Consider the following 24971-nt stretch of genomic DNA (forward strand, 5'->3'; position numbering starts at 1 on the left):
CAATGTACCGAACATTTCAAAATGGAGATGAAGTAGGAATCGTTGAATTATGGAATGAAGTGCTGAACCGTGACCCACTAAATGCAAGAAGGTTCCGTAAGCAAATATTGCTGGATGCAAACTTTGATCCAAAAGGTTTGATTGTAGCGGTTGATAAAGAAGAAATTGTTGGAGCTATATTAGCTATAACAAGGAAGCTCCCAATGGAAGGAACTAATTTAGAATCTGATACAGGATGGATTTCATTTTTTATGGTAGAACGGAGCTATGAAAGAAATGGTATTGGTCACCAATTAGTGAAGCAAGCTTGCCAATATCTAATAGAACAAGGAGCAGAAAAAGTTTTCTTTTCCTCCTATGCCCCTAACTACTTTTTGCCAGGTATTGATGAAGCTCATTATCCAAAGGGTTATGCTTTTTTACTAAAAGAAGGCTTTAAAAAAGTATATTCTCCTGTTGCTATGCATCGGGCATTAACTGATTACGAGTATCCTTTAAGTATTCAACAACTAAAAAAGAAGCGTGAAAAAGAGGGATATTCCTTTGCTAGTGTTCAAGATGGTGATTTTTACGAACTTATTCAATTTGCTAATGTCCATTTTAATCCTGATTGGGGAAGGGCGATTCGTGAAGGTGCATTACAAAGTTTGGATCCATCTCAAATCATAGTGGCAAAAAAACAACATCAAATAGTAGGCTTTGTTTTATACGGTGGATACGAAGGAATTAGAGAACGGTTTGGTCCGTTTGGCGTGGATGAAAGTGAGCAAGGTAAGGGTTTAGGAAAAATTCTATTACATGAAACATTGCAAACGATGAGAAAACAAACAATTCTAGGTGCTTGGTTTTTATGGACTAGTGAAACGAGCGCAGCTGGTCACCTCTATTTAAAAAATGGATTTCAAACGTTTAGGAAATTCCATGTTATGGTGAAAGAATTGACAAATGAATAAGGAGATTAATTTCTCATAGGAACAAAATTATAGGTAGAAGGATTGATTTGAATGGGGATATCGAGTGGTGGGTTAGTTTTATTAGAGGAAATGAGAAAGTTGCTTCCACCGTCCGAACAAAAAATTGCGGATTATATACTGGAAAACCCTGAGAAGACTGTTGGACTAACGGTATCTGAACTAGGTGAATTGAGTCAAACAAGTGGAGCAGCAGTAACAAGATTATGTAAATCATTGAAATTAAAAGGTTTTCAAGATTTAAAGCTACGAATTAATGGAGATTTAGGGCGCAAAATCGAACTGACAGACCGTGATATTAAACCAAATGAGCCTGTATCCATTACGATCCAAAAGGTAACAGAACAAGCAGTTCAAACATTACTAGAAACTGCAGAGTTAGTCGGAAGCCAGCAGTTAGATTTAGCTGTCGAAGCTATCGTGAAGGCGAAAAACATACACTTTTTTGGTGTAGGGGCTTCTGGAATAGCTGCTATAGATGCTCAGCAAAAATTTCTACGTATTCATAAAGCTTCCACAAGCAGTACAGATTTACATATGGGAGCAACGATTGTTGCAAATGCAAGTGAAGAAGATGTAGTATTTGGTATTTCATTTACTGGTAATACATTTGAGGTAGAGAAAATTCTCGAACTAGCAAATGAAAAAGGAGCTACCACCATTAGTTTGACGAAATATGGTCAGTCTCCTATCTCTCAAATTTCAGCTATTCAGCTCTATACCTCTCCAACAAGAGAGGCTAATTTTCGAAGTGCTGCAACGTCTTCACGGTTAGCGCAACTCCATGTCATGGATATTCTTTTTATGTCCGTTGCTTCGAAGCAATTTGATACTACCATTACTTATTTAGATGCCACACGAGAAGCGATAGAAGATATCCAAAATCAAACCTTTCGCAGGAAGCAAAAATAACGACCTAAAAATAAGAAGGTGTACTTAATGGATGACTATCTCATACACAATATCCAAATTTGTCTAGAAGATGGACAAATAATACTTGGAGAAATCTTCATTCAAAATGGTAGGATTGCTCGAATATCTGATGAGCCAATACAAAACCATACGGGAAGTAGATTGGATGGTCAAGGGTGTTTAGCGCTTCCAGGTTTTATCGACATTCATATTCATGGGGCAGTTGGTGCTGATTTTATGGATGGCGAAGAAGAAGCAACCATGAGAATTGCGGCATATTTACCTCAAGAGGGGACAACATCTTTTTTAGCAACAACTCTTACTCATTCTCCTCAGCGGATTCAGAAATCAGTAAAAGTGAATTCCAGATTTATGTCTGATTCGATGAATTATGAAGGTGCTGAAATGTTAGGTATTCACTTAGAAGGTCCTTTTATTCATGCAGAACAAGCAGGAGCCCAGCCATTAGAACATATTCGTGAACCTTCCGTTAAGTTAATAAAAGAGTGGTTCGGCGATCAATTGACCCATCTAAAAATAGTCACGTTAGCGCCTGAGCTTGATACAAACTTTGAAATGATTCAATTCCTTCAGAAGAACAGTGTGATTTCATCAGCTGGTCATACAAAAGGAACATATGCAGATATTGAACAAGCTGTTCAACATGGATTATCGCATTTAACCCATTTTACAAATGCTATGAGTGGTTTACACCACAGGGAAATAGGAGTGGTAGGAGCAGGTTTAATGAACGATCAGCTTTTTTGCGAGGTTATTGCTGATGGAATTCATTTATCCGATGATATGTTAAAGCTAATCGTGAAAGTGATCGGTCCAGAGCGATTAATACTTATTACGGATTCGATGCGTGCAAAGGGATTACCAGATGGAAACTACACATTAGCAGATCAAAATGTACAGGTAGTTGGTTCTAAAGCAACTTTAGAGAATGGAGCACTAGCAGGGAGTTTGTTGAAAATGATTGATGCTTTTAAAAAAATACGAAATCTATCCGAATCTACGGTAGAAGATCTAGTAAAAATGACATCGAAGAATGCTGCGAAAAGACTTGGTGTTTACGATAGAAAAGGAAGTATAACAGTTGGAAAAGACGCAGATATTGTTTTACTCAATCATGAATTCGATGTACGTTACACTTTTTGTAAAGGTAGGTTGAGGTATTCTGATGATTAATTCAAAGCAAATACGTTGGATTGAAGTGAATGACTACCAAGAAATGAGCCGGCAAGCTGCATCGCTATTTGAACAGCAACTACTTCGGAAACCTGATAGTGTCTTAGGTTTAGCAACAGGTGGAACTCCACTTGGATTTTATGAAGAACTAGTAAGGAAATATAAGCAAGGCTACTTTTCTTTTTCCGAAGTTAAAACGTTCAATTTAGATGAGTATGTTGGGCTAGCGTCTAATGAGTCGACTAGTTATCACAACTACATGGAAGAGAATTTGTTCAGCCAAATTGATATCTCCCCAGACAACATCCATTTACCGAATGGTTTAGCGGAGGATTTACTGGCGGAATGCGCTCATTATGAACAATTAATTCAGCAATATGGTGGTATTGATTTACAGTTGCTTGGAATTGGTGTAAATGGCCATATAGGCTTCAATGAACCAGGTACTTCATTCCATTCAGCAACACATATCGTGACATTGGCAGAAGAGACAAGAATAGAGAACTCGAAATACTTTCATACAAAACAAGAAGTACCTAGATACGCAATCACGATGGGAATTGAAACTATCATGCAAGCAAAACAAATTGTGTTACTTGCTTTTGGAGAACATAAAATGGCGTCAATTAAACGAATACAGCAAGATGGTATGTCAGAAGATTTTCCTGCAAGTTGTTTAAAGGAACATCCAAACGTAACAATAATTTATGGAAAATGAATAGTTAATAACAGTTTGGGAGGAGAAGTCGTATGGCGGAATTAAAATTAGTGAATCTAACAAAGGAATATGATAAAGGTGTATTAGCTGTTAAAGACTTTAATCTTCATATTCAAGATAAAGAATTCATTGTATTTGTAGGTCCATCAGGGTGTGGTAAATCCACTACATTACGAATGATTGCAGGTTTAGAGGATATATCTGCAGGTGATTTTGAAATCGATGGAAAACGAATGAATGAAGTCGCTCCTAAAAATCGTGATATTGCTATGGTTTTTCAAAACTATGCGCTATATCCACATATGACGGTCTATGAAAATATGGCTTTTAGCTTAAAACTTCGGAAAGTACCAAAAAATAAGATTGATGAACAAGTGCAACAGGCCGCAAAAATACTTGGTTTAGAAGATTACTTAAAACGTAAGCCGAAAGCGTTATCAGGTGGGCAACGACAACGTGTTGCGCTTGGTCGAGCTATTGTACGAGATGCAAAAATATTCTTGATGGATGAGCCATTATCGAACTTAGATGCAAAATTACGCGTTCAAATGCGTACGGAAATACAAAAATTGCATCGCCGATTACAGACAACAACAATTTATGTCACGCATGATCAGACAGAAGCGATGACGATGGCAACCAGACTCGTAGTGATGAAGGATGGAGTTATTCAACAAGTAGGAACCCCAAAGGATGTCTATGATTTACCTATCAATTTATTTGTTGGAGGCTTTATAGGATCACCGGCGATGAATTTCTTTAAAGGCACAATGACTACAGAAGGCTTTATGATCGGTGAAATAACAGTGCATATTCCGGAAGGTAAACGTAAACTTCTACAGGAAAAAGGGTATTTGGGAGAAGAACTTATTTTAGGTGTAAGACCGGAGGACATCTATACAGATGCTAAAGATATAGAGTCACGTGTCCATTCAACTTTTCAAGCAACAATTGATGTTGCAGAGTTAATGGGAGCCGAAACATATCTTTATTCTACCCTAAATGAGTCTGACTTTATTGCTCGAATCGATTCAAACTCTACTATTCAACCATTAGATACAATATCTTTAGCATTCGATATGGAAAAAGCGCATTTCTTCGATCCCAATACGGAAAATAGGATTCACTAAAACTCTGTGTGTTATGAACAACTTATTTCTACTGGCCAGTCACTCGCTTAAAACACCGTGATTTGGATATCCTAATGAAAATTACAATATGTTAGGAGAAAAAAGTAGTGAAAGAATTTAAAGTAACCTACTTCTTTGATGAAAACTATTACATTAGACGATTCATCTATATGGAATCTCAAGAAAAGGCTGAAGAGCTGATTCAAAGTGAGCGGGATCAATATATTTCATTTCGAGATAGCAGAGATATCTATCACGAACTGAACACCCAAGATGTTCGGGTGATTCAAATATCTGAATACCACAGAATTGATAAAAGCAAAAAGGTACTGGGTTAAAACAGTTATTTACTGTTTCCACCCAGTACCTTAATTAGTATGATTAGGTTTCATCCATCTATTTTTCTTCATTAATACTCGCTGCTTTTTCCCATACAAGTTTACAAAAAGTAAACTGGAGATTGCAACGAATCCACCTGTTACGGAGAGAGATGTCGGTAGCTCGTGTAGCCAAAACCAAGTGATAAGTATAGCAACGACTGGTTCAGCATAAAGCGTGTTTGAAACTGAACTAGCGTTACTTTGCGAAAGTGCGATTGCCCATGTAAGATATGCAACCGCTGTAGGGAAAATTCCAATATAAATGGCTGATAAATTAGCTTCGAGTGTTGCACCTTGAATGTCCTGAAGAAGACCAGGAGCGAAAAATAGAAACGGCAAAGTGCCGGCCCAAGTAAAGTAAGCGGTTAATTCGATTGCGTTGTATTTTTTATATAAGGCTTTTGATAAACGAAAAAGATAGATGTCGCAACTGCTGCTAGTAATACTAAAAATACTCCTGGAGAAATATGAAAGGACGAATCTCCAGTGCCTAATGCAATCAGGATGATACCGATAAAGCCAAAGCCCAATCCAAGCCAACCTATTGTTCCGAGATGCTCCTTCAATATAAAAACAGCCATAATGGTTGTAATAATAGGCGCGGAACCTATCAGCATACCTGCTGTCCCGGCTGATATAGACATTTGACCAAAAGTTACGCATATATGATAGACGCTAATTCCAATCCATCCTAGAAGTAAGATACTTAAGATATCCTCTTTTTTAGGTAATTGAAACTTAACACCAGGCCACATAGCGATAAGAGCAAATAAGAGAGAAGCAATAATAAAACGAAATAAAACTAAATGACCTGGTGAGTAATCTCCCCGTAAGCTAGAACTGATAGCTGCAAAAGATGATCCCCAAATTATCACCGTGATTAATGCCAATAATAAAGCTTTTGTATTCAATTATTCCACCGAACTTTCTAATCTATGTAGCACACTTATTATTAGAATAAGCAAGGTTGCAAATAATTTTCTAATATATCAAGTGCAAGCAATTAATCCTACAACAAAAATGCTTATATAACAACTGGTTTCAGTATGATATAAGTCTATTGTGTATAGTAATTCCTAAGAGAGTTTTTAGGTAGAAGACAAAGACTAATAAAACAATCCTCCAATTTATCTGTTGACATTATACCTAATGGGGTATATTATACGGTTATAAGTAATGATTAAGTCGACAACCTTTTGGAAGGAGGTATATTCGATGGCATATGATGTAAAAACGATAAACCGTATAAAACGTATGGAAGGTCAACTTAGAGGGATTTTGCGTATGATGGAGGAAGGGAAAGACTGCAAAGAAGTTGTTACTCAACTGTCAGCGGTTCGTTCAGCAGCTGATCGTACGATTGGCGTGATTGTAAGTAACAATCTCTTGGAATGTGTGCAAGAAGCGGAAGGTAATAAAGAAAAAATGAATTCCGTTATTCAAGAAGCTATGAACTTAGTTGTAAAGAGCCGATAAAAAGGCTTTTTTATTTAAATAAAATAATACCCATAGTGGTATGAAGGAGCTTATAATGAATAAGAAAAGAACGACAATCGTTTTATTCAGTGGTGATTACGATAAGGCGATGGCTGCTTATATCATTGCAAACGGTGCTGCAGCTTATGATCATGAGGTAACAATTTTTCACACGTTTTGGGGAATTAATGCTCTTCGTAAACAACAACTGATAGAAGTGAAAAAAGGATTTTTAGAGAAGATGTTTGGAAAAATGATGCCTCGGGGTGCAGAGCAACTTGGTTTATCTAAGATGCAAATGGCAGGTGTGGGACCGAAGATGATCAAGCATGTTATGCAAAAACATAATGCGCTTACTTTGACGCAATTAATCGAAATGGCACAGGAACAAGATATTAAGCTAGTTTCATGTACGATGACAATGGATTTACTAGGTCTTCAACAAGAAGAATTATTAGATGGTGTTCACTATGCTGGAGTAGCTGCATATTTAGCAGATGCCGAAGATGGTCATGTGAATTTATTTATTTAAGGAGATGGTTAAGATGGAATGGATTTTTATCGTAATAGTAGTAGTTTTCTTTGTTTGGAAGATAATGCCGTCCAAAGGTGTTAAAACAATTTCAACTGCAGAGCTTAAAACTATGTTAAATGATCCAAATAAAGTGTTTGTGGATGTAAGAACTCCTGGTGAGTTTAAAGGAAGGAACATTCGTCCATTTAAAAATATACCACTTGGCTCTAAATTTGATAATTTACCTAAAGACAAAGAAATCGTAGTAATTTGTCAAAGTGGAATGCGCAGTAGCAATGCATGTAAACAACTAAAAAAATTAGGTTATGAACATGTAACGAATGTCCGTGGTGGCATGAGTGCATGGAATTAAAAGGAGGATACTAAAAATGAAAGAAATTACAACAAAAGAATTAGAACAAAAATTAGCAAATGGTGAATCTCTTAACATGATAGATGTGCGTGAAGTAGATGAAGTAGCGGAAGGTAAGATTCCAGGGATTATTCATATTCCACTAGGTTTATTAGAGTTTCGTATGAATGAATTATCTAAATCAGAGTCATATATTATGGTATGTCGCTCAGGTGGAAGAAGTGGTCGAGCTACACAGTTCCTAGAAGGTCATGGGTTTGATGTATCAAATATGACTGGAGGTATGTTGGCTTGGGAAGGCGAAGTACTCTAAAAAATTTTCGTTAAAATAATACCCTAGTAGGTATAAAGGAGAGCAATCATGAGTTTAAAAGCAGATGTTCAATTAGATGCGAAAGGCTTGGCTTGTCCAATGCCGATTGTCAAAACAAAAAAAGCGATGAATAACTTAGTGGATGGTCAAATTTTAGAAGTTGCTGCGACGGATAAAGGATCAAAGGCAGATATCGCTGCATGGTCAGAGTCTGTTGGTCACCAATATATTGGGACTACTGAAGAAGGTGACTTACTGAAGCATTATATTCGCAAATGCTTAAATGACACAGTCGTAGAAAAACAGCATAAACAAATTCTTCCAATAGAGGATCTTATAGAAAAAGTTGCTGAAGGTGGTGTACTTATAGATGTACGTGAAGAAGCGGAGTATGCATTTGGTCATATAGAAGGAGCTATATCCATTCCGATGGGTGATTTAGAAGCCAGAATCAATGAATTAGGAAAAGATCAGGCTATCTATGTGATTTGTCGTACTGGTAAGCGAAGCGATTTTGCTGCACAAAAATTAGCAAACAATGGCTTTATAAATGTGTGGAACGTAATACCGGGTATGACAGAGTGGACAGGCAACATAAATAAAACTATCTAAATTTGGAGGAATTAATAATGACAAACAAAGTAGCGATTATCGCAAGTAATGGTGGTCTTTTCGACGCTTATAAAGTATTTAATATAGCAACAGCAGCAGCAGCAACTGAAAAAGAAGTGACAATCTTCTTCACATTCGAAGGATTAAACTTAATTCACAAACAAGGTATGCAAGATCTTCCGATGCCAGAAGGACGCGAGGCGATTGCTGAAGGGTTTGCAAAAGCTAATGTTCCAAGTATTCCGCAATTAGTAGAAATGGCACAAGAACTAGGTGTGAAATTTATCGGTTGTCAGATGACGATGGATGTAATGGGGTTAACGAAGGAAGATTTCATAGATGGAATTGAAGTTGGCGGAGCAGTAACGTTCTTAGAGTTTGCAAAAGATGCATCACCAACATTAACGTTTTAATGAGGTGAGGGGTAATATCTCCTAAAAAAATTTCGAAAAAATAATACCTATGGGGGTAAATCGACATGTCAGTAATTACATGGACAGCAGAAAAAGTTGCACAAAAAGTAATTAAAAATGAAGAATTATTTATTTTAGATGTACGTAATGCAGATGCGTTTGCAGATTGGAAAATAGATGGCCATAAATTTGAGTATTTAAATATTCCGTATTTTGAGCTGTTAGATGGAGTAGAAGAAATCCTAACTCAAATTCCAACAGAGAAAGATGTATTAGTTGTTTGTGCGAAGGAGGGATCATCTATCATGGTAGCAGAAATGCTTTCGGATGAAGGTCGTGATGCAGCATATCTTCAAGGGGGTATGAAATCATGGAGTGAGTATCTAGAACCACTGAAAGTAAGTGATCTGGAAAACGGTGGAGAATTATATCAATTTGTTCGTCTCGGTAAAGGTTGCCTTTCTTATATGGTTATTTCCAATGGGGAAGCAGCAATTATTGATGCTACACGTATGGCAGATGTATTTACCAACTTTGCTGCAAGTAAACAAGCAAAAATTACGAATATATTTGATACGCATTTACATGCTGATCATATTTCAGGTGGACGTACGATTGCTGCGGAAACTGGTGCGACTTACTTCTTGCCTCCAAAAGATGCAGAGGAAGTTGTATTTGATTACACTCCCTTAGTTGATGGTATGGAAGTGAAGATTGGGAACACGACGATTGCAATTCAAGCATTATACTCACCAGGTCATACAATTGGCTCCACTTCTTTTATAGTAGATAATACGTTTTTATTAACAGGGGATATCTTGTTTATCGATTCTATTGGACGCCCAGATTTAGCAGGTCTTGCAGAGGATTGGGTTGGAGATCTTCGGGAAACATTATATTCACGTTACCGTGCGCTTTCCAATGAGTTAATTGTTTTACCTGCACATTTTATGATTATCGATGAATTAAATGAAGATGGTACAGTTTCCAAGCGTTTAGGTGATTTGTTCGCAGAAAATCATGGCTTAAATATAGAAGACGAAGCAAAATTCCGTAGTATGGTGACGGATAATCTACCGCCACAACCAAATGCTTATCAAGAAATTCGTCAAGTGAATATGGGGAAAGTTACTCCTACTGCTGAAGAGCAAACAGAAATGGAAATCGGTCCAAACCGTTGTGCCGTGCGTTAAGGAAGAAAAAAATTTACAACTAATAAAAATGAACAATTAAAGGAGAAATAAAATGAATTCAACTAAAGTATTAGATGCAAAAGGGTTAGCATGTCCAATGCCGATCGTTCGTACGAAAAAGGCGGTAGATACAATGGAGTCAGGACAAGTATTAGAGGTGCATGTAACAGATAAAGGAGCTTTAGCTGACATTCCAGCTTGGGCTGCTGCAGGTGGTCACACAATTTTAGAACATACAGAAGAAGATGGCATTTCAACATTCTGGATACAAAAAGCATAAGACAATAGAGGGGGCCAAGGATAGTGGTTCCCTTTTTTTAGATAGGAGATAGCTCAATGGATATAGCATGGATTATAACAATTTTTTTAATAGGCTTTGTTGGATCGTATGTTTCAGGAATGCTCGGAATAGGTGGCTCTATTATTAAATACCCAATGCTTTTATATATACCAACGATGTTAGGGTTTACTGCTTTTACGGCTCATGAGGTGTCAGGTATTAGTGCGGTTCAAGTACTGTTTGCATCGATTGCAGGGGTATGGGCATATCGTAACGGTGGGTATTTAAATAAGTCGCTTATTATTTATATGGGTGGAGCAATATTAATAGGTAGCTTTGTCGGAAGTTTTGGATCTCAAGCTTTGTCAGAGGATGGCGTAAATATCGTTTATGGTGTGCTTGCACTAATTGCAGCTATTATGATGTTCGTGCCTAAAAAGCAGTTGGATGATATTCCACTTGATCAAGTTACGTTTAATAAACCGATAGCTGCTATCCTCGCATTTATTGTAGGTACTGGTTCAGGGATAGTGGGTGCAGCAGGTGGTTTCTTATTAGTTCCAATTATGCTTGTAGTTTTACGAATTCCAACACGGATGACAATTGCAACAAGTTTAGCAATTACTTTTATCTCATCAATTGGTGCTACAATCGGAAAGGTATCGACGGGTCAAGTAGATTATTATCCAGCTGCCATTATGATTGTCGCGAGTCTAATAGCAGCACCACTTGGAGCAAGAATGGGTAAACGTATGAATACAAAAATACTACAATTTATATTAGCGTTGCTTATTTTAGGAACGGCAATTAAAATTTGGTTAGATATCCTGTAAAATTAGAGGCAACTTGAAGTAGAAAATGCTTTAAGTTGCTTATTTTTGTATAGAAGGAAGTTCACTCAAGGGGAGGAGGGTACATTTGGTTGCAGCGGAATGGTATAAAATTTTTTCATTGACGGTTCCCTCTACGTGGATCGCTTTTATCTTAGCAGCAGTTCTAACGGGGTTCATCTTATATGTTAAATTTGGAAAAGAGACTTCAAGTCAATTTGGTGATATCCTTTTTGTCTTTTTATTCGTATGGAAATTTAGCGTACTTTTCACCGATTTCTCCAACGTCATCAAGCATCCGTGGATGCTCTTATATTTTTCCGGTGAACAAACGGGAGTGTATATCGGGGTAGTTTCGGTCATTCTATATATACTTTATCGGCAGTTAAGACAAAAGGTATTATTAAATGACTCGATGCATTTTGCCTTTATGAGCTTTTATAGTAGTTACGCAGTGTTGGTTGTTTTCTTTAATCAATCTTCCTTATATAAAGTGCTACTGACACTAGGTGTTGCAGTGTTCTTAGGTTGGTTATTAATGAATTATGCCGCATCTATCAATTGGTGTTTACCGTTTTTATTCGTGTTTGGAGCTTTACATTTGATACTTCAAGGTACTTTGTTAAGTACATCTATGATCACTGCGAGTATGTTGGGATTATTTTTATTTTTAAAAGCAAGCAATGAAGGGGTATTGATTAATAAGAAGGGAATAAGCCTAAGTATCCTTGCATTACTATTTGGGGCGATTTTATGGACAATCGATGAGGCGGTTGTAAAGCAGGAGCAGATAAATCAAGAGATTGAAGTGGTAAGTAGTGAGGGTAAAGAAAAAGCACCTAATTTTACACTCACCTCCCTATCGGGTAAAGAATTATCCCTAGCGGACTATAAAGGAAAACGTGTCATTTTAAATTTTTGGGCGACGTGGTGTCCGCCTTGTAAAGCTGAAATGCCACATATGCAAACATATTTTGAAGAGTATGCTGAGGAACAAAATGCTATTGTTTTAGCTGTAAATTTAACTTCACAAGATAATGGTATAAAAAAGATTCAACAGTTTAACTCAGAGTATAATTTAACTTTCCCTGTTTTGTTAGACGAAAAAGGAGATGTAGCATCTCAATATGGAATAATTACAATTCCAACAACGTTTGTTCTAGATGAAGAAGGTTATATTGATAAAAAGATATCAGGACCAGTGTCTGAACATATGCTCATTAATTTACTAGAACAATTGGCTAAATAATCTTGCATTCGTTTAAGGTAATAAATCTAAGTATTTTATTGATGCTACAATGCTCTAAAAACTATGAGGGAATTGCATGATTATCGCTTCCGAGATCATATCGGCCATTTCCAAAGCCTCTTTCTCAATCCTATCAAAGACATCTATGCTGCCTTTATAATTTTTCTGAATCATATTAACCGCTTCGTTTTTTGTTAAAGCTAAATGGGAATAAAACATTTTCTGAAATTCTTCTTTATTTATATACGGATTAATACTACTTAGGAAATTTACAATATCGTCTGCATTTCTATACCATTCTTTCTCTTTTTCCTCTGCTGTTTTTGAATCACCTTTTATAGCAGCTGTCACTAATTCGGCAGCAATTACTAAATGCTCCTTTATGAGCGCAGTATATCGATCAGCAATTTGATCACCATAAAAAGGTCGGATACTATTGCCCATATCCGGGGCATTTCTTAAGAGTCGTTCTTGCACTGGCTGTAGATCAGGCGAGTTAAATACTAAGCTGGTTATCGTCATTCTTGTCCAGTAGACGTGCTGTTCCCAAAGTAGGCGGTTTAAATTTTTGAAATCAACCTCTGCTTTACTAATGCACGAGTGCTCATAAATGAAAGGCATCTGATATGGAAAGTATCTTACTGTATTACTACAATACAAGTACGGAGTCCCGCATACAGGTCCATGAGGAAAAGAGGGAAATTCATTTGAGTAAGGGTACACTTTACATCCACTCCCTATTTTTCTTAAAAGGCTATAAGCTAGGATACTCCTATTAACTCGTTAATGTGATTAGAAAAGATAGAAGGTTAACAAAATTAATTTTTTCTCAGTTAAATATCCAGATTCCTTCATTTTAAGGGACCTTCTCTTGAAAATGAATATACAATTTACTTTGTTTCTATTAGTTTTCGGATGTCTTTGGACTAAGCCGAGATTAACGAAAAAAGCGTAGAGAAAAGTTGTAGACTCACTTCTCTCCACGCCAAACTCAAGGTAATGGTGTGCATTGTCTTCGTCCAAAGTAAACCCGATTACGATCAAGTGCAGACCAGGGAGCTTGCATTTTTCTTTTATGTATCAATTTCCTTTTAAAAATGAAATTAGATCTTGGTGATTTTCAGGCGTCACACCGTGACCGTCACTGTAAGTTTTAAATATCACGTTTGCTTCTTGCTCTACAAAGAAATCTCTGCTTTTTGCACCCCACTGAGATGGAATAACGTAATCATAGTCACCGTGTGAAATAAAGATGTTCAAATGGTCTACCGGGCGTTTGCTATACTCTTCTTTTACAAATTTAGGTATATACCCACTCAACGCCACTGCTCGACTAATTTCATCTCCCAGAGTCAGTGCTAAAGTTTGTGCAAGCACCGCTCCTTGGCTAAAGCCGAGTACTGTAATGTTAGTGGGATCTAGCTCATACTCTACAATCGCCTCTCGGATAAATGCTTGAATATACGTTACTACTTTATCGAATACATCACGGATTGGTTTGCCTGCTTCTTCAATGGTAAAAAAAGCGTATCCTGGATTCGAAACAATCGGACCGCGTAAGCTGAATATATGATGAGTATTCTCCAAATCCTCTACAAGCTGTGGTAAGTCTTCTTCATTACTGCCCATGCCGTGCAATAAAAATATCGAAGGTTGCTTTTCGCCATTTGATTGAGGCGCAGTATGTTTAAAAGTAAAAGGTGATTTCATTCGTTGATCTTCCTTTCAGGTTGAAGTACATCCATTTTATCATAGGAGATTACCTTGTTATACGTGTGTCATCCTAAGAAACTTCCGTCGAAGCGTTTGTTGCGCTAACACCAAGCGTTTTTTTTGCCATTTCAATATTTTAAATTTTGTGGATGAATAATAATGACAAAAGTTCACATCCTAACATCACTTGCAAATATAAAGGAGGAGCTTTTAATGCGTAAAATATTAACAATACCTATGACTTTACTTCTCGTAAGTTCATTGGTAGGCTGTGGAACTAATGATACGGATGATCAGAAGGACAATGTCAATACAACTACAGAATCGGAAGTAAATAAAGAGACAACGACTGAGGAAACGACTACTAATGATGTGAATCAAACGAACGACCACAAGCTTGAATTAGCAGATGATGTTGCTGATAAAATTACAAAATTAGAAGAAGTGGAAAGTGCAAATGTAATTGTAACGGATAATAACGCATATGTAGGGGTCATGCTGAAAGAAGGAGTAAGCTCGACTGAAGAGCTCGACAAGAAAATTGCAGATGAAGCAAGAGCGGCGAATGCTGATTTTGACAATGTGTATGTGTCAACGAACCCAGACTTTGCTAAGCAATTTACCGAATATGGTGAAAAAATTAGAGCAAATGAGCCGGTAGAAGGATTTTTTGAAGAATTTTCTGACACTGTAAAAAGAGTATTCCCTGATGCACATTAATTGCTTGTAAAAGTGGCTTAGCGTATCAATCCAAATTTTGAAGGAACCGGTTTCCAAAGGGAGCCGGTTTTTTCGTCTTGAAAAGTAAGTTGTTAGCTGGAATATCACCGTACACAATTTTTCAAGGATGTGTTTTTATTCTAATAAATGTCGATTTAATTTTCTCAAATGTACAGTAATTCACGATTTCTTCGAAAAATGCTAGGATATATAAGTTGGGTTTAATTAAAAATAAGGCTATGTAAAATAAGATTATAGTTTTTGGAAGAATATAGATGTGAATAAAATCCGCGAGACTCCTGCGAAAAAACGGGCTACTAAGACCACGCAATGAGCTTATAGGAACAAATCCTACATTCGCCACATCCGTGTGGCAACAGATTCGTGACCAATATCCTGTTGCCCTGAGGAGGCCAGACAGTTTGTCAGCGGAAAGCGAGTGGATTTCCTTCATATCATCATGATCGTTTAATAGAGCTAAAAATAAAAGGAGGTCTGTTCATGAGACAAGCGGCAACCCTAGTAAACACGATGCGGTGTAACCTAATGATGACGAATAAAGCACGCAAAGGAATTCAGGAATGGTCAACTGATGAACATGCCTTTTTTAACATACAAAGATCTTTTGAAGTGCATATTGAAAAGCGACCAGTCAATTCGCATGGCAATATCTCTCTTTCTCTTTACTTTGATAATACAACGAATACAGTGTTGGCAGAAAAGTTAACTGGAAGAGTGGCGGTAATGGAGTGTGTACTACAAAATGACGGTTTTCTTGCTACTGGTTTTCACGTGCGTGGCATGAAAGTTCCAGTACGAACGAATAGACGCCTTTCGGTAGATTTAACTTTTGTTACTGCCCGTAATAATGGTGCAGGAATGCCAATTCAATTACATACAAAGATTCGAGAATTACCTGTAGCGGAAGAACGTTCGGAATACGTAAAGAAACGAATTTCCAGTTGGGAAGGCTATTTGAAAATTCAAGAACGCAATGCGGACATTGCGGATATTACAGCAGCTTACTCCAAGCTACTATTAAACGAAGACTTCAGTAGAATGACACTAATCGGTAGTAATGTGAACAATAATGAATGGAATAAATTAAAGGGTCTAAGTGTTACTTTGAAAGGGTTTCAAAATGACGTGGGTGAAGTGCTAAAAGTAGATCGAAATAAGAAGACGATCGAAATCGAAATCAAGCCCAAGTTTCGAGAGATGGCAAGACGAAATCAGTTGCATCCGAAATTAAAAGAAGCTGTATTTAGCAATTTTGCTACCCTTAGCCAAATTAGACGCCTTCGAAAAGGATTTGAAGACTTACAAAATGGCCTTGCAGCAAATGCTAACTTAGAAAAAATATTATTTGAAGATCGTCCGACTATACGTATTACAAGTAAGCAAGAGAAATTAAAATTTCATAATCAACTCAATGAGTTTCAGCAAGAGGCTGTTATTGGGGCTATGTCTGCAGAGGATCTTTATGTCATTCAAGGACCACCAGGAACAGGAAAGACTACGGTAATTTCAGAAATATGTCAGCAGAACGCCAAAGCTGGGCTTCGGACTTTAGTTGCTTCCCAATCAAACTTAGCGGTAGATAATGCGTTAAGTCGTTTACTTTCGAATAAAGACATTCGGATTTTACGCTTTGGACGTACGGAAAGTATTGAAGAAGAGGGTAAAAAGTTTATAGAAGAAAATGTAGGGCAATATTGGAAGGATCAAACATTGAGTGACTTACAAGATGAAATTGATTCCCATTCCTTCAAGGAAGGTCAACTAACAGATGAGCTAACTAATTGTGAAGAGCGAATACAGTTGCTTGAAAACCAACTTACTTTGTTAGAAGAAAGCATAAAGCAAAAGGAAGTTGCCCGAGAGCAGCATATAGAAATAAGTAATGGAATTAAACAGCTTAAAAAGAGCTTAGTTCAATTGAAGAAAGAACGAGAAGAGCTTGAAGATAGTCTACAAACTTTGCAGAAGACATCTGATGAACTAACGAAAGAAATACACCAGATGGAGCAATACATCGAGTCTAATCCAACGAAACAACAATTGATAGGAAAAATCGATCAATTGAATTTGGAAATGAATCAGATTCGTCATGAAATACTCTATCATGAAGCAACAGGGTCGTTACAAAAGATGGAAGAGATACTAGTGACAACTAGACAGAAGTATCAAGTTGCACAGATAAAGATAAAAAGCATAGAAGAATTACTAAGTGAAATGGAATCTATTCACAAGTTAGAGATACTAAGAAGCAGAGTGAATGACAATGGGATTGAGCTCTCTCCTATTTTACAGCAACAACTGACCGAGCTTGATCAGTTAATAGAGAAAATCAAATCATTTACTGAGTGGCAAGATGTAAATGCTCGATTGTTATCTGCGATTGATTATTTGGAGCGATTACTGCGGAATAATAACTTTCCAGTGGAAAACGTGAAAAATAATATTGGTAGAAGCGGGACTGTCTTTCATTCCTCTTACACGGTGAAAGAGATTCATCAGTTTATTGACATAATGAAGAAAATGTTAACGTCCCACAACGATGAAGTGAATATGGAAAAACTAGCAATCTATTTAGAAGGACTATATGTCCGTAAGAACTTCGTATGGAAGCAGGGGGCTATTTTTCAACAGGCGAAGATTAATTCGACAAAGATGTTTCAAACGATTAAGCAGCAAATGGTTGAGCAAGTAAAGCAAACCAAAATGACGATGGAGCAGACTATAAATGAACTAAAAAATAACGGATTTACTCAAAGCGAACAGCAGCAGAACCTCCAGGAGCGAGTAGAGCAACTACAGAGGGAAATAGGTCCTGTTCATGACATACCTTCACTACATCTATTGCAAACAGATGTACGCGAGAAGGAGGACACACTAACGAATTTAAAGAATATAGAAGTAACGCTCACAAATTATGTAAATCAATTAGAGCTGAAAAAGAACAAAGTTAAAGGTATGGTTGAACAAATTGAAGTGTACGCAAAAGCTCTCCAAGAAAAAGAAAAGGAAAGTAAGCGAGTGAATTCGGAAGGTTTGGAGCAGGAGAGACAATTAAAAGCGCTAGACGAAATATTGCAGCGAAACCCCGAGGAAGAGCGTGAAAGAACTAGAAGCGAAATAACCGTTCTGTCGGAGAAAAACATATCCCTTCAACGAGAAAAAGATCGCTTACCAATCACTCAATCGCTGCAGAATGAATGGTTTTCATTACTGCAAGATGCAAATGACCATGATTTAGATGAGATCCGGAAACTCTATGTACGGCACGCAAACGTTATTGGGACAACCTGTGTTGCATCTGCCAGAAAAGAATTTATGGAGAATTATCCAACCTTCGATGTGGTTATTATCGATGAAGTATCCAAAGCAACACCACCCGAACTACTTCTGCCGATGTTAAAGGGTAAGAAGATTATTCTAGTTGGAGATCATCATCAGCTTCCTCCTCTTGTTGGGGAAGATACATTGGATGAAACACTTAAAGCGATACTGGAAGAAAGTAACGATTTTGAAGAGAAGGAAGAATTGAAGAAGCTATTAAAAGAGTCTTTATTCGAGCGTCTATTTAAAAACCTACCGAAGAGCAATAAAACGATGTTAGCCATCCAATATCGTATGCATGAAAATATCATGGAAACTATTACACCATTTTATGAAGAAGAAAATTATCGTCTGCAATGTGGTTTAACGGATTCAGATACTATGCGTGACCATTTACTTGAATCTCACTATATCAAAAGAAACGATCATCTCTTGTGGCTTAATATGCCAAATGAAAAAACTTACTTTGAAGAGCGCATGAAGGATGGTAAGAGCCGATTCAATCAAGGAGAATTAAATACCATTCGAGAAGTTCTAATTGATTTGGATAAAGCTGCGGAAACTGCGAAAAAAGAAGGTAGAATGAAACCAGAGGAAAGAAAGAGTATAGGTGTTATTAGTTTTTACGGTGAACAGGTGAAGCGGATAGATCGCCTAATTCAACAAGAAATTAGCTTGAAGCACTTAAACTTTAGAACAGGAACTGTCGATAAATTTCAGGGGATGGAAATGGATGTAATCCTATTAAGTATGGTTCGTAATAATCAAGATAAGAGTGGAGACATCGGATTTGCTAATGATTATCGTCGATTAAATGTAGCGTTATCACGAGCGAGAGAGTTGCTAGTACTTGTGGGAAGCGCAGAGATGTTCACAAAACGTGCGAAGCAGAGGGATTCTAGAGAGATGTATGAACGCTTGCTTCGTATTGTTAAAGGTCAAAATGGTTTCCGAGACCATAAAGGGAACTAGAAAATAATAAGTGTAGCTTAGGGGTATAGGTAAATGCGTGACTTGGAGAAACGTTTAAAAAAGGAACTGCAACAGAATATAAAAGTGAAATTGATAGATTCTGCTTCATGGAGCATTGCAGTTCATTCTATTGAAGTGGAATTCAAGCCGATCAAACGGACGAAGATGGATGTACTCATGAAAATGATGCTACTTACTTTTCAAAAAGCGCAAATTACAAAAGTGGATCAATTAAGTGATTTATTACTAGTGGAGCAGCTATTTCTTGAGGATTTACTTAACATTATGGGGAGAACTGGATTAATCGAAAAGAGAGAGAGCATATTTGCTTTAACAGATAGAGGGCTCCGCCAACTTGAAAATGGGATATTTGAAGAGGAGCAAGAAACGAAGTCCCATACTTTGCTCTATAGCCCTTGCCATGAAGACTTTTTACAAGGTGAAATCAAACCTGCTTTAGATGGAGAGGAAGAATTAGAGATTTATCGGTATGCAAAGGAAGAAAGCGCTAAAATAAAGTTTGAGGATTTGCAGGTAATAGATGCACTTCGAACTAGTGGTGTGGAAGCTGAAGAAGGAGAAGGAGACATCCAAACAGTTATATCCGAAATAGTCTCTACATCAGAGCTCTATATAGATGATATCCCCTGCTTGGAGTTTATCCTGTATAATGAAGAGGAGGACCTCTTGTACGCTCGGGTGTGGAATACTTTGCTTGAGCAATGGGATGAAACGCTTGAAAATGAGTTAAATGAAAAAGAGCGTGTGAACTGGAAAGAAAAATACTTGTAATTTAAGTTTAACATTGAAACACCCCATTTACGGTCATTGACTTGGATGGGGTATTTTTTTCTATTCAAAGTTTTGTTGTTTATTGTATTCATCGATGGGGATGAATAGCCCAACCTTTCCATGCTCATCATGATCTAATGTAGCGAACACAACGCCGATTACTTGCCCTTTTTCATTCAATACGGGACTGCCACTATTGCCACGGTAAACCGGTGCCTTCATCATCATAACAGGGACATCCCAATCGCTTAATTGAAAATAATCAATGATGGTACCTTCATTAGCTATTCCTGTAAAACTTAACGGATTACCGATAAAAGAAATATGGTCTCCTTCTATATAAGTAGTTTGTTCTGCGAGCTCTAAAAAAGGAAAATCTTCTCCTTCCACTTTTAATACAGCAAGATCAACCGATGGATACGTGTTCACGATATTTGCTTTAAAACGCCCGTCCTCGGGGAATTCCACTGTTACCGGACCATTTCCTTCGATGACATGATAGTTAGTTAGGATAGTTCCATCATTGGATATAGAAAAACCAGTTCCTTTTCCATCCTCTGTTAAAACGACTACAACAGATTCCTTATAGAGCGCGATGTCTTCTTGGGTCGATAATCTTGCAGACGTTTTTATAAATTCAATCGCGGGGATGGAGTAAATTTGAAAAATCACAGCAAATGTATTAATAAACAAGACCATAGCCATTAGCCAGAATATCCATTTAGGAAAAGGCCTCTTTATTGTGCGACCTGTTTTTTCACGTGGTTCATTAAGAAGTGCTTCTCGCTGTGCCTCTAATACAAGTTGCTGCAGTTCTTCATCGTCTATTTCTTCGTCCATATCAATATCTCGACGCTCATTCGGATCCATGCATACACATCCTCACTTATATAGATAATGTTATTTCTATTATACATAAATGTTATCGGGTTCTTCATGATAGATAAGGTGTAATTTAGTTAGAAAATTATTAATGACGAAAGGGGGGAGGTGAGGGTTGAACTAAATTGGAAATTTATTAAGCAACCTGCTAGTAAAATTTTATATTGTATTTCAATAAAAACGGTACAGAATTACGAAATTTGGGAAAGGGCAAAAATAGCAAGCTAATTTCAGAAGACCGAGCACTGGTCGGTGCTACTCGTCCGAGAGTGGAAAAAGCAGCTCTGTTAAAGGGAAATCATCTAGTTGCTATAATTTAATGATGGAAAGAGAAGCATGCTCTACTTTGCAAAATCGATTAATGTAATGATTGTTGAGTAAAATCATTTTCCTTGAATTAAATCCGAAATGGGTTTAATATATCAATATAAGCTGCATTGTACGTATGGATATTAAGTTTTAACCTTTATGCTGTAACAGGGAGTTTTATATAGATGCTGGAATGACAGGCCTTATTCTCTTTTGACAATGAGGACATGCAAGATAGTTTCTGCGAACACCCACTTTGAGGAGTGGTGGTTTAAAACTTTCTTATAAAGTACGGCAAAAGCGGCTTACTAAATTTTATTATTTCAAACCGGTTTCCAAATGGAGACCGGTTTTTTGTTTGATATGATAAGGTTCTATTAGTATTTGCTCGCCTTTTCTATTCTCTAAGTAATATGTTGCTTATTCATCTTGAAAACTTTTTAAAATTATAGTAGAAAAATGCTTGTAAATGTCTTCAAAGGGTGATATATTGTTTTAGCTGTCTTTTTAATTAATGACTTTTCTAGAAAAAACAAATTAAAAAAGTTATTGACATTAATAACGGAATTTGTTATGATATAAAAGTCGTCAAAACGAGACAACAACATGAACATTGAAAACTGAACATGCAAAACGTTAAGACATATAGCTTGAAAGACTAACTTCTGTTAGTTTGATAGCAACAATTTTGACATCATTTAATGATGATGCCAGCAAAACAAATGAGCTTTTTAAGTTCTCTATTATGGAGAGTTTGATCCTGGCTCAGGACGAACGCTGGCGGCATGCCTAATACATGCAAGTCGAGCGAATGACGAAGAAGCTTGCTTCTTCTGATTTAGCGGCGGACGGGTGAGTAACACGTGGGCAACCTGCCCTGTAGATTGGGATAACTCCGGGAAACCGGGGCTAATACCAAATAATCCATTTCCTCACATGTGGAAATGTTAAAAGACGGTTTCGGCTGTCACTACAGGATGGGCCCGCGGCGCATTAGCTAGTTGGTAGGGTAACGGCCTACCAAGGCGACGATGCGTAGCCGACCTGAGAGGGTGATCGGCCACACTGGGACTGAGACACGGCCCAGACTCCTACGGGAGGCAGCAGTAGGGAATCTTCCACAATGGACGAAAGTCTGATGGAGCAATGCCGCGTGAGTGAAGAAGGTTTTCGGATCGTAAAACTCTGTTGTAAGGGAAGAACAAGTACGAGAGTAACTGCTCGTACCTTGACGGTACCTTATTAGAAAGCCACGGCTAACTACGTGCCAGCAGCCGCGGTAATACGTAGGTGGCAAGCGTTGTCCGGAATTATTGGGCGTAAAGCGCGCGCAGGCGGTCCTTTAAGTCTGATGTGAAATCCCACGGCTCAACCGTGGAAGGTCATTGGAAACTGGGGGACTTGAGTACAGAAGAGGAAAGCGGAATTCCAAGTGTAGCGGTGAAATGCGTAGAGATTTGGAGGAACACCAGTGGCGAAGGCGGCTTTCTGGTCTGTAACTGACGCTGAGGCGCGAAAGCGTGGGGAGCAAACAGGATTAGATACCCTGGTAGTCCACGCCGTAAACGATGAGTGCTAAGTGTTAGGGGGTTTCCGCCCCTTAGTGCTGCAGCTAACGCATTAAGCACTCCGCCTGGGGAGTACGGTCGCAAGACTGAAACTCAAAGGAATTGACGGGGGCCCGCACAAGCGGTGGAGCATGTGGTTTAATTCGAAGCAACGCGAAGAACCTTACCAGGTCTTGACATCCCGCTGACCGTTCTAGAGATAGATCTTTCCCTTCGGGGACAGCGGTGACAGGTGGTGCATGGTTGTCGTCAGCTCGTGTCGTGAGATGTTGGGTTAAGTCCCGCAACGAGCGCAACCCTTGATCTTAGTTGCCAGCATTCAGTTGGGCACTCTAAGGTGACTGCCGGTGATAAACCGGAGGAAGGTGGGGATGACGTCAAATCATCATGCCCCTTATGACCTGGGCTACACACGTGCTACAATGGACGGTACAGAGGGTCGCAACCCCGCGAGGGTGAGCTAATCCCATAAAACCGTTCTCAGTTCGGATTGTAGGCTGCAACTCGCCTACATGAAGCCGGAATCGCTAGTAATCGTGGATCAGCATGCCACGGTGAATACGTTCCCGGGCCTTGTACACACCGCCCGTCACACCACGAGAGTTTGTAACACCCGAAGTCGGTGGGGTAACCCTTACGGGAGCCAGCCGCCGAAGGTGGGACAGATGATTGGGGTGAAGTCGTAACAAGGTAGCCGTATCGGAAGGTGCGGCTGGATCACCTCCTTTCTAAGGATATATTACGGAATACAGATTTTTATCTGTATCTTAACGTTTTGCAGTTCAGTTTTGAATGTTCATTTTTATGAGCATTTGAAAACTTGTTCTTTGAAAACTGGATAAAACGACATTGAAAGAAACAAATTCAAGAAATTCAATTTGTAATCACTTCGGTGATTATAGATTGTGTAGTACTTTTAACTACTAATTTTGAATGGACTCCAAGTAATTGGAAGCCATATTAGGTTAAGTTAATAAGGGCGCACGGTGAATGCCTTGGCACTAGGAGCCGAAGAAGGACGGCACTAACACCGATATGCTTCGGGGAGCTGTAAGTGAGCTTTGATCCGGAGATTTCCGAATGGGGAAACCCACTGTTCGTAATGGAGCAGTACATTTACGTGAATACATAGCGTATCTGTGGCACACCCAGGGAACTGAAACATCTAAGTACCTGGAGGAAGAGAAAGAAAAATCGATTCCCTGAGTAGCGGCGAGCGAAACGGGAATAGCCCAAACCAAGAGGCTTGCCTCTTGGGGTTGTAGGACACTCTACATAGAGTTACAAAGGAATGAGCTAGACGAAGCGATCTGGAAAGGTCCGCAGGATAGGGTAAAAGCCCCGTAGTCAAAAGTTCATTCTCTCTTGAGTGTATCCTGAGTACGGCGGAACACGTGAAATTCCGTCGGAATCTGGGAGGACCATCTCCCAAGGCTAAATACTACCTAGTGACCGATAGTGAACCAGTACCGTGAGGGAAAGGTGAAAAGCACCCCGGAAGGGGAGTGAAATAGATCCTGAAACCGTGTGCCTACAAGTAGTTAGAGCCCGTTAATGGGTGATAGCGTGCCTTTTGTAGAATGAACCGGCGAGTTACGATTACATGCAAGGTTAAGTTGAGAAGACGGAGCCGCAGCGAAAGCGAGTCTGAATAGGGCGAATGAGTATGTGGTCGTAGACCCGAAACCAGGTGATCTACCCATGTCCAGGATGAAGGTAAGGTAACACTTACTGGAGGTCCGAACCCACGCACGTTGAAAAGTGCGGGGATGAGGTGTGGGTAGCGGAGAAATTCCAATCGAACCTGGAGATAGCTGGTTCTCTCCGAAATAGCTTTAGGGCTAGCCTCAAACGTTAAGAATCTTGGAGGTAGAGCACTGTTTGGACTAGGGGCCCATCCCGGGTTACCGAATTCAGACAAACTCCGAATGCCAATGATTTATGTTTGGGAGTCAGACTGCGAGTGATAAGATCCGTAGTCAAGAGGGAAACAGCCCAGACCACCAGCTAAGGTCCCAAAGTATTTGTTAAGTGGAAAAGGATGTGGCGTTGCTTAGACAACCAGGATGTTGGCTTAGAAGCAGCCATCATTTAAAGAGTGCGTAATAGCTCACT

Annotated in this window: 24 protein-coding genes, 2 rRNA genes and 1 other RNA gene (1 of these 27 cut by a window edge); 22 read left to right on the top strand and 5 right to left on the bottom strand. The window is 38.5% G+C overall.

All coding sequences use genetic code 11. The features are described from left to right. Positions 1 to 2: 2 nt before the first annotated feature. The 6 genes from MHB48_RS01950 to MHB48_RS01975 all read left to right on the top strand — a co-directional run bounded on the left by MHB48_RS01950 (position 3) and on the right by MHB48_RS01975 (position 5263). The gene (locus tag MHB48_RS01950) at positions 3 to 953 is read left to right on the top strand and encodes a GNAT family N-acetyltransferase (RefSeq protein ID WP_342599905.1); all 951 of its coding nucleotides are present in this window, start codon (positions 3 to 5) and stop codon (positions 951 to 953) included. 51 nt (positions 954 to 1004) lie between these two features. Continuing rightward, on the top strand, positions 1005 to 1883 hold the full coding sequence (locus MHB48_RS01955) for a MurR/RpiR family transcriptional regulator (protein WP_342599906.1): 879 nt from the start codon (positions 1005 to 1007) through the stop codon (positions 1881 to 1883). Positions 1884 to 1910: 27 nt separating this feature from the next. Further along, entirely contained in the window at positions 1911 to 3077 is a 1167-nt protein-coding gene (gene nagA / locus MHB48_RS01960; RefSeq protein ID WP_342599907.1) for an N-acetylglucosamine-6-phosphate deacetylase, read from the top strand. Positions 3078 to 3087: 10 nt separating this feature from the next. Beyond that, on the top strand, positions 3088 to 3795 hold the full coding sequence (gene nagB / locus MHB48_RS01965) for a glucosamine-6-phosphate deaminase (protein WP_342601280.1): 708 nt from the start codon (positions 3088 to 3090) through the stop codon (positions 3793 to 3795). Positions 3796 to 3827: 32 nt separating this feature from the next. Then, on the top strand, positions 3828 to 4925 hold the full coding sequence (ugpC, locus tag MHB48_RS01970; protein WP_342599908.1) for a sn-glycerol-3-phosphate ABC transporter ATP-binding protein UgpC: 1098 nt from the start codon (positions 3828 to 3830) through the stop codon (positions 4923 to 4925). Positions 4926 to 5032: 107 nt separating this feature from the next. After that, positions 5033 to 5263: a hypothetical protein gene (locus MHB48_RS01975; RefSeq protein ID WP_340917320.1), complete on the top strand. Its 231-nt coding sequence runs from the start codon at positions 5033 to 5035 to the stop codon at positions 5261 to 5263. Between the two features lie 30 nt (positions 5264 to 5293). On the opposite strand, the gene MHB48_RS01980 is transcribed toward MHB48_RS01975, so the two are convergent. Both MHB48_RS01980 and MHB48_RS01985 read right to left on the bottom strand, forming a co-directional pair. Continuing rightward, positions 5294 to 5758 (bottom strand): DMT family transporter, encoded by a 465-nt coding sequence (locus tag MHB48_RS01980; RefSeq protein WP_342601281.1) that lies wholly within the window; start codon positions 5756 to 5758, stop codon positions 5294 to 5296. Next, positions 5671 to 6216 carry a DMT family transporter gene (locus MHB48_RS01985; RefSeq protein WP_342599909.1) on the bottom strand — a complete coding sequence of 182 codons (546 nt, stop codon included), beginning with the start codon at positions 6214 to 6216 and terminating at the stop codon, positions 5671 to 5673. The genes MHB48_RS01980 and MHB48_RS01985 overlap by 88 nt, the downstream gene beginning before the upstream one ends. Before the next feature lie 304 nt (positions 6217 to 6520). Here MHB48_RS01985 and MHB48_RS01990 point away from each other — a divergent pair, with 304 nt between their 5' ends. The 10 genes from MHB48_RS01990 to MHB48_RS02035 all read left to right on the top strand — a co-directional run bounded on the left by MHB48_RS01990 (position 6521) and on the right by MHB48_RS02035 (position 12558). After that, entirely contained in the window at positions 6521 to 6781 is a 261-nt protein-coding gene (locus MHB48_RS01990; RefSeq protein ID WP_342599910.1) for a metal-sensitive transcriptional regulator, read from the top strand. A 55-nt stretch (positions 6782 to 6836) separates the two neighbouring features. Next, a complete protein-coding gene (locus tag MHB48_RS01995; protein ID WP_342599911.1) occupies positions 6837 to 7313 on the top strand; it encodes a DsrE/DsrF/DrsH-like family protein in 477 nt (158 codons plus the stop codon). A gap of 13 nt (positions 7314 to 7326) precedes the next feature. Next, positions 7327 to 7668 carry a rhodanese-like domain-containing protein gene (locus tag MHB48_RS02000; RefSeq protein WP_342599912.1) on the top strand — a complete coding sequence of 114 codons (342 nt, stop codon included), beginning with the start codon at positions 7327 to 7329 and terminating at the stop codon, positions 7666 to 7668. Between the two features lie 16 nt (positions 7669 to 7684). Then, the gene (locus tag MHB48_RS02005; protein ID WP_342599913.1) at positions 7685 to 7981 is read left to right on the top strand and encodes a rhodanese-like domain-containing protein; all 297 of its coding nucleotides are present in this window, start codon (positions 7685 to 7687) and stop codon (positions 7979 to 7981) included. Positions 7982 to 8029: 48 nt separating this feature from the next. Further along, the gene (locus MHB48_RS02010) at positions 8030 to 8593 is read left to right on the top strand and encodes a sulfurtransferase TusA family protein (RefSeq protein WP_342599914.1); all 564 of its coding nucleotides are present in this window, start codon (positions 8030 to 8032) and stop codon (positions 8591 to 8593) included. Positions 8594 to 8610: 17 nt separating this feature from the next. Further along, the gene (locus MHB48_RS02015; RefSeq protein ID WP_342599915.1) at positions 8611 to 9006 is read left to right on the top strand and encodes a DsrE/DsrF/DrsH-like family protein; all 396 of its coding nucleotides are present in this window, start codon (positions 8611 to 8613) and stop codon (positions 9004 to 9006) included. Between the two features lie 65 nt (positions 9007 to 9071). Next, positions 9072 to 10199, top strand: a complete 1128-nt coding sequence (locus MHB48_RS02020) for an MBL fold metallo-hydrolase (RefSeq protein ID WP_342599916.1) — start codon at positions 9072 to 9074, stop codon at positions 10197 to 10199. A 52-nt stretch (positions 10200 to 10251) separates the two neighbouring features. Then, positions 10252 to 10479, top strand: a complete 228-nt coding sequence (locus MHB48_RS02025) for a sulfurtransferase TusA family protein (protein WP_342599917.1) — start codon at positions 10252 to 10254, stop codon at positions 10477 to 10479. 56 nt (positions 10480 to 10535) lie between these two features. Beyond that, positions 10536 to 11312, top strand: coding sequence for a sulfite exporter TauE/SafE family protein (locus MHB48_RS02030; RefSeq protein WP_342599918.1), 777 nt, complete (start codon positions 10536 to 10538; stop codon positions 11310 to 11312). 85 nt (positions 11313 to 11397) lie between these two features. After that, entirely contained in the window at positions 11398 to 12558 is a 1161-nt protein-coding gene (locus MHB48_RS02035; RefSeq protein WP_342599919.1) for a redoxin domain-containing protein, read from the top strand. A gap of 54 nt (positions 12559 to 12612) precedes the next feature. On the opposite strand, the gene MHB48_RS02040 is transcribed toward MHB48_RS02035, so the two are convergent. Continuing rightward, positions 12613 to 13179: a hypothetical protein gene (locus tag MHB48_RS02040; RefSeq protein ID WP_342601282.1), complete on the bottom strand. Its 567-nt coding sequence runs from the start codon at positions 13177 to 13179 to the stop codon at positions 12613 to 12615. 459 nt (positions 13180 to 13638) lie between these two features. Continuing rightward, positions 13639 to 14268: a dienelactone hydrolase family protein gene (locus MHB48_RS02045; RefSeq protein ID WP_342599920.1), complete on the bottom strand. Its 630-nt coding sequence runs from the start codon at positions 14266 to 14268 to the stop codon at positions 13639 to 13641. A 216-nt stretch (positions 14269 to 14484) separates the two neighbouring features. On the opposite strand from MHB48_RS02045, the gene MHB48_RS02050 reads away from it, so the two are divergent. The 3 genes from MHB48_RS02050 to MHB48_RS02060 all read left to right on the top strand — a co-directional run bounded on the left by MHB48_RS02050 (position 14485) and on the right by MHB48_RS02060 (position 20097). Next, positions 14485 to 14991 (top strand): YhcN/YlaJ family sporulation lipoprotein, encoded by a 507-nt coding sequence (locus MHB48_RS02050; protein ID WP_342599921.1) that lies wholly within the window; start codon positions 14485 to 14487, stop codon positions 14989 to 14991. A gap of 501 nt (positions 14992 to 15492) precedes the next feature. Further along, positions 15493 to 19305, top strand: coding sequence for an AAA domain-containing protein (locus MHB48_RS02055; RefSeq protein ID WP_342599922.1), 3813 nt, complete (start codon positions 15493 to 15495; stop codon positions 19303 to 19305). Between the two features lie 33 nt (positions 19306 to 19338). Beyond that, positions 19339 to 20097 carry a hypothetical protein gene (locus MHB48_RS02060; protein WP_342599923.1) on the top strand — a complete coding sequence of 253 codons (759 nt, stop codon included), beginning with the start codon at positions 19339 to 19341 and terminating at the stop codon, positions 20095 to 20097. Positions 20098 to 20157: 60 nt separating this feature from the next. Here MHB48_RS02060 and MHB48_RS02065 read toward each other — a convergent pair whose 3' ends face one another. Beyond that, entirely contained in the window at positions 20158 to 20967 is an 810-nt protein-coding gene (locus tag MHB48_RS02065; protein ID WP_342599924.1) for a serine protease, read from the bottom strand. 438 nt (positions 20968 to 21405) lie between these two features. On the opposite strand from MHB48_RS02065, the gene ssrS reads away from it, so the two are divergent. The 3 genes from ssrS to MHB48_RS02080 form a co-directional block, all read left to right on the top strand. Next, positions 21406 to 21599: non-coding RNA, 6S RNA (ssrS, locus tag MHB48_RS02070), on the top strand. Positions 21600 to 22030: 431 nt separating this feature from the next. Then, a 16S ribosomal RNA gene (locus MHB48_RS02075) occupies positions 22031 to 23584 on the top strand. Positions 23585 to 23819: 235 nt separating this feature from the next. Next, positions 23820 to 24971: ribosomal RNA gene (locus MHB48_RS02080) — 23S ribosomal RNA — on the top strand; it runs 1777 nt beyond the window's last position. Together the 16S and 23S rRNA genes form the textbook arrangement of a ribosomal RNA operon.

This window comes from Psychrobacillus sp. FSL H8-0483 (assembly GCF_038637725.1).
Classification (GTDB): domain Bacteria; phylum Bacillota; class Bacilli; order Bacillales_A; family Planococcaceae; genus Psychrobacillus.

Bases quoted from the DNA above. Each gene is read 5' to 3' on its own strand.
- MHB48_RS01955 (WP_342599906.1), top strand. From the start codon at position 1,005: ATGGGGATATCGAGTGGTGGGTTAGTTTTATTAGAGGAAATGAGAAAG.
- MHB48_RS02030 (WP_342599918.1), top strand. From the start codon at position 10,536: ATGGATATAGCATGGATTATAACAATTTTTTTAATAGGCTTTGTTGGA.
- MHB48_RS02055 (WP_342599922.1), top strand. From the start codon at position 15,493: ATGAGACAAGCGGCAACCCTAGTAAACACGATGCGGTGTAACCTAATG.
- MHB48_RS02010 (WP_342599914.1), top strand. From the start codon at position 8,030: ATGAGTTTAAAAGCAGATGTTCAATTAGATGCGAAAGGCTTGGCTTGT.
- MHB48_RS02065 (WP_342599924.1), bottom strand. From the start codon at position 20,967: ATGGATCCGAATGAGCGTCGAGATATTGATATGGACGAAGAAATAGAC.
- ugpC (WP_342599908.1), top strand. From the start codon at position 3,828: ATGGCGGAATTAAAATTAGTGAATCTAACAAAGGAATATGATAAAGGT.
- MHB48_RS01995 (WP_342599911.1), top strand. From the start codon at position 6,837: ATGAATAAGAAAAGAACGACAATCGTTTTATTCAGTGGTGATTACGAT.
- MHB48_RS01950 (WP_342599905.1), top strand. From the start codon at position 3: ATGTACCGAACATTTCAAAATGGAGATGAAGTAGGAATCGTTGAATTA.
- MHB48_RS02000 (WP_342599912.1), top strand. From the start codon at position 7,327: ATGGAATGGATTTTTATCGTAATAGTAGTAGTTTTCTTTGTTTGGAAG.
- MHB48_RS02005 (WP_342599913.1), top strand. From the start codon at position 7,685: ATGAAAGAAATTACAACAAAAGAATTAGAACAAAAATTAGCAAATGGT.
- MHB48_RS02050 (WP_342599921.1), top strand. From the start codon at position 14,485: ATGCGTAAAATATTAACAATACCTATGACTTTACTTCTCGTAAGTTCA.
- MHB48_RS02015 (WP_342599915.1), top strand. From the start codon at position 8,611: ATGACAAACAAAGTAGCGATTATCGCAAGTAATGGTGGTCTTTTCGAC.
- MHB48_RS02025 (WP_342599917.1), top strand. From the start codon at position 10,252: ATGAATTCAACTAAAGTATTAGATGCAAAAGGGTTAGCATGTCCAATG.
- MHB48_RS02060 (WP_342599923.1), top strand. From the start codon at position 19,339: ATGCGTGACTTGGAGAAACGTTTAAAAAAGGAACTGCAACAGAATATA.
- MHB48_RS01990 (WP_342599910.1), top strand. From the start codon at position 6,521: ATGGCATATGATGTAAAAACGATAAACCGTATAAAACGTATGGAAGGT.
- nagA (WP_342599907.1), top strand. From the start codon at position 1,911: ATGGATGACTATCTCATACACAATATCCAAATTTGTCTAGAAGATGGA.
- MHB48_RS02020 (WP_342599916.1), top strand. From the start codon at position 9,072: ATGTCAGTAATTACATGGACAGCAGAAAAAGTTGCACAAAAAGTAATT.
- MHB48_RS02045 (WP_342599920.1), bottom strand. From the start codon at position 14,268: ATGAAATCACCTTTTACTTTTAAACATACTGCGCCTCAATCAAATGGC.
- MHB48_RS02040 (WP_342601282.1), bottom strand. From the start codon at position 13,179: ATGCCTTTCATTTATGAGCACTCGTGCATTAGTAAAGCAGAGGTTGAT.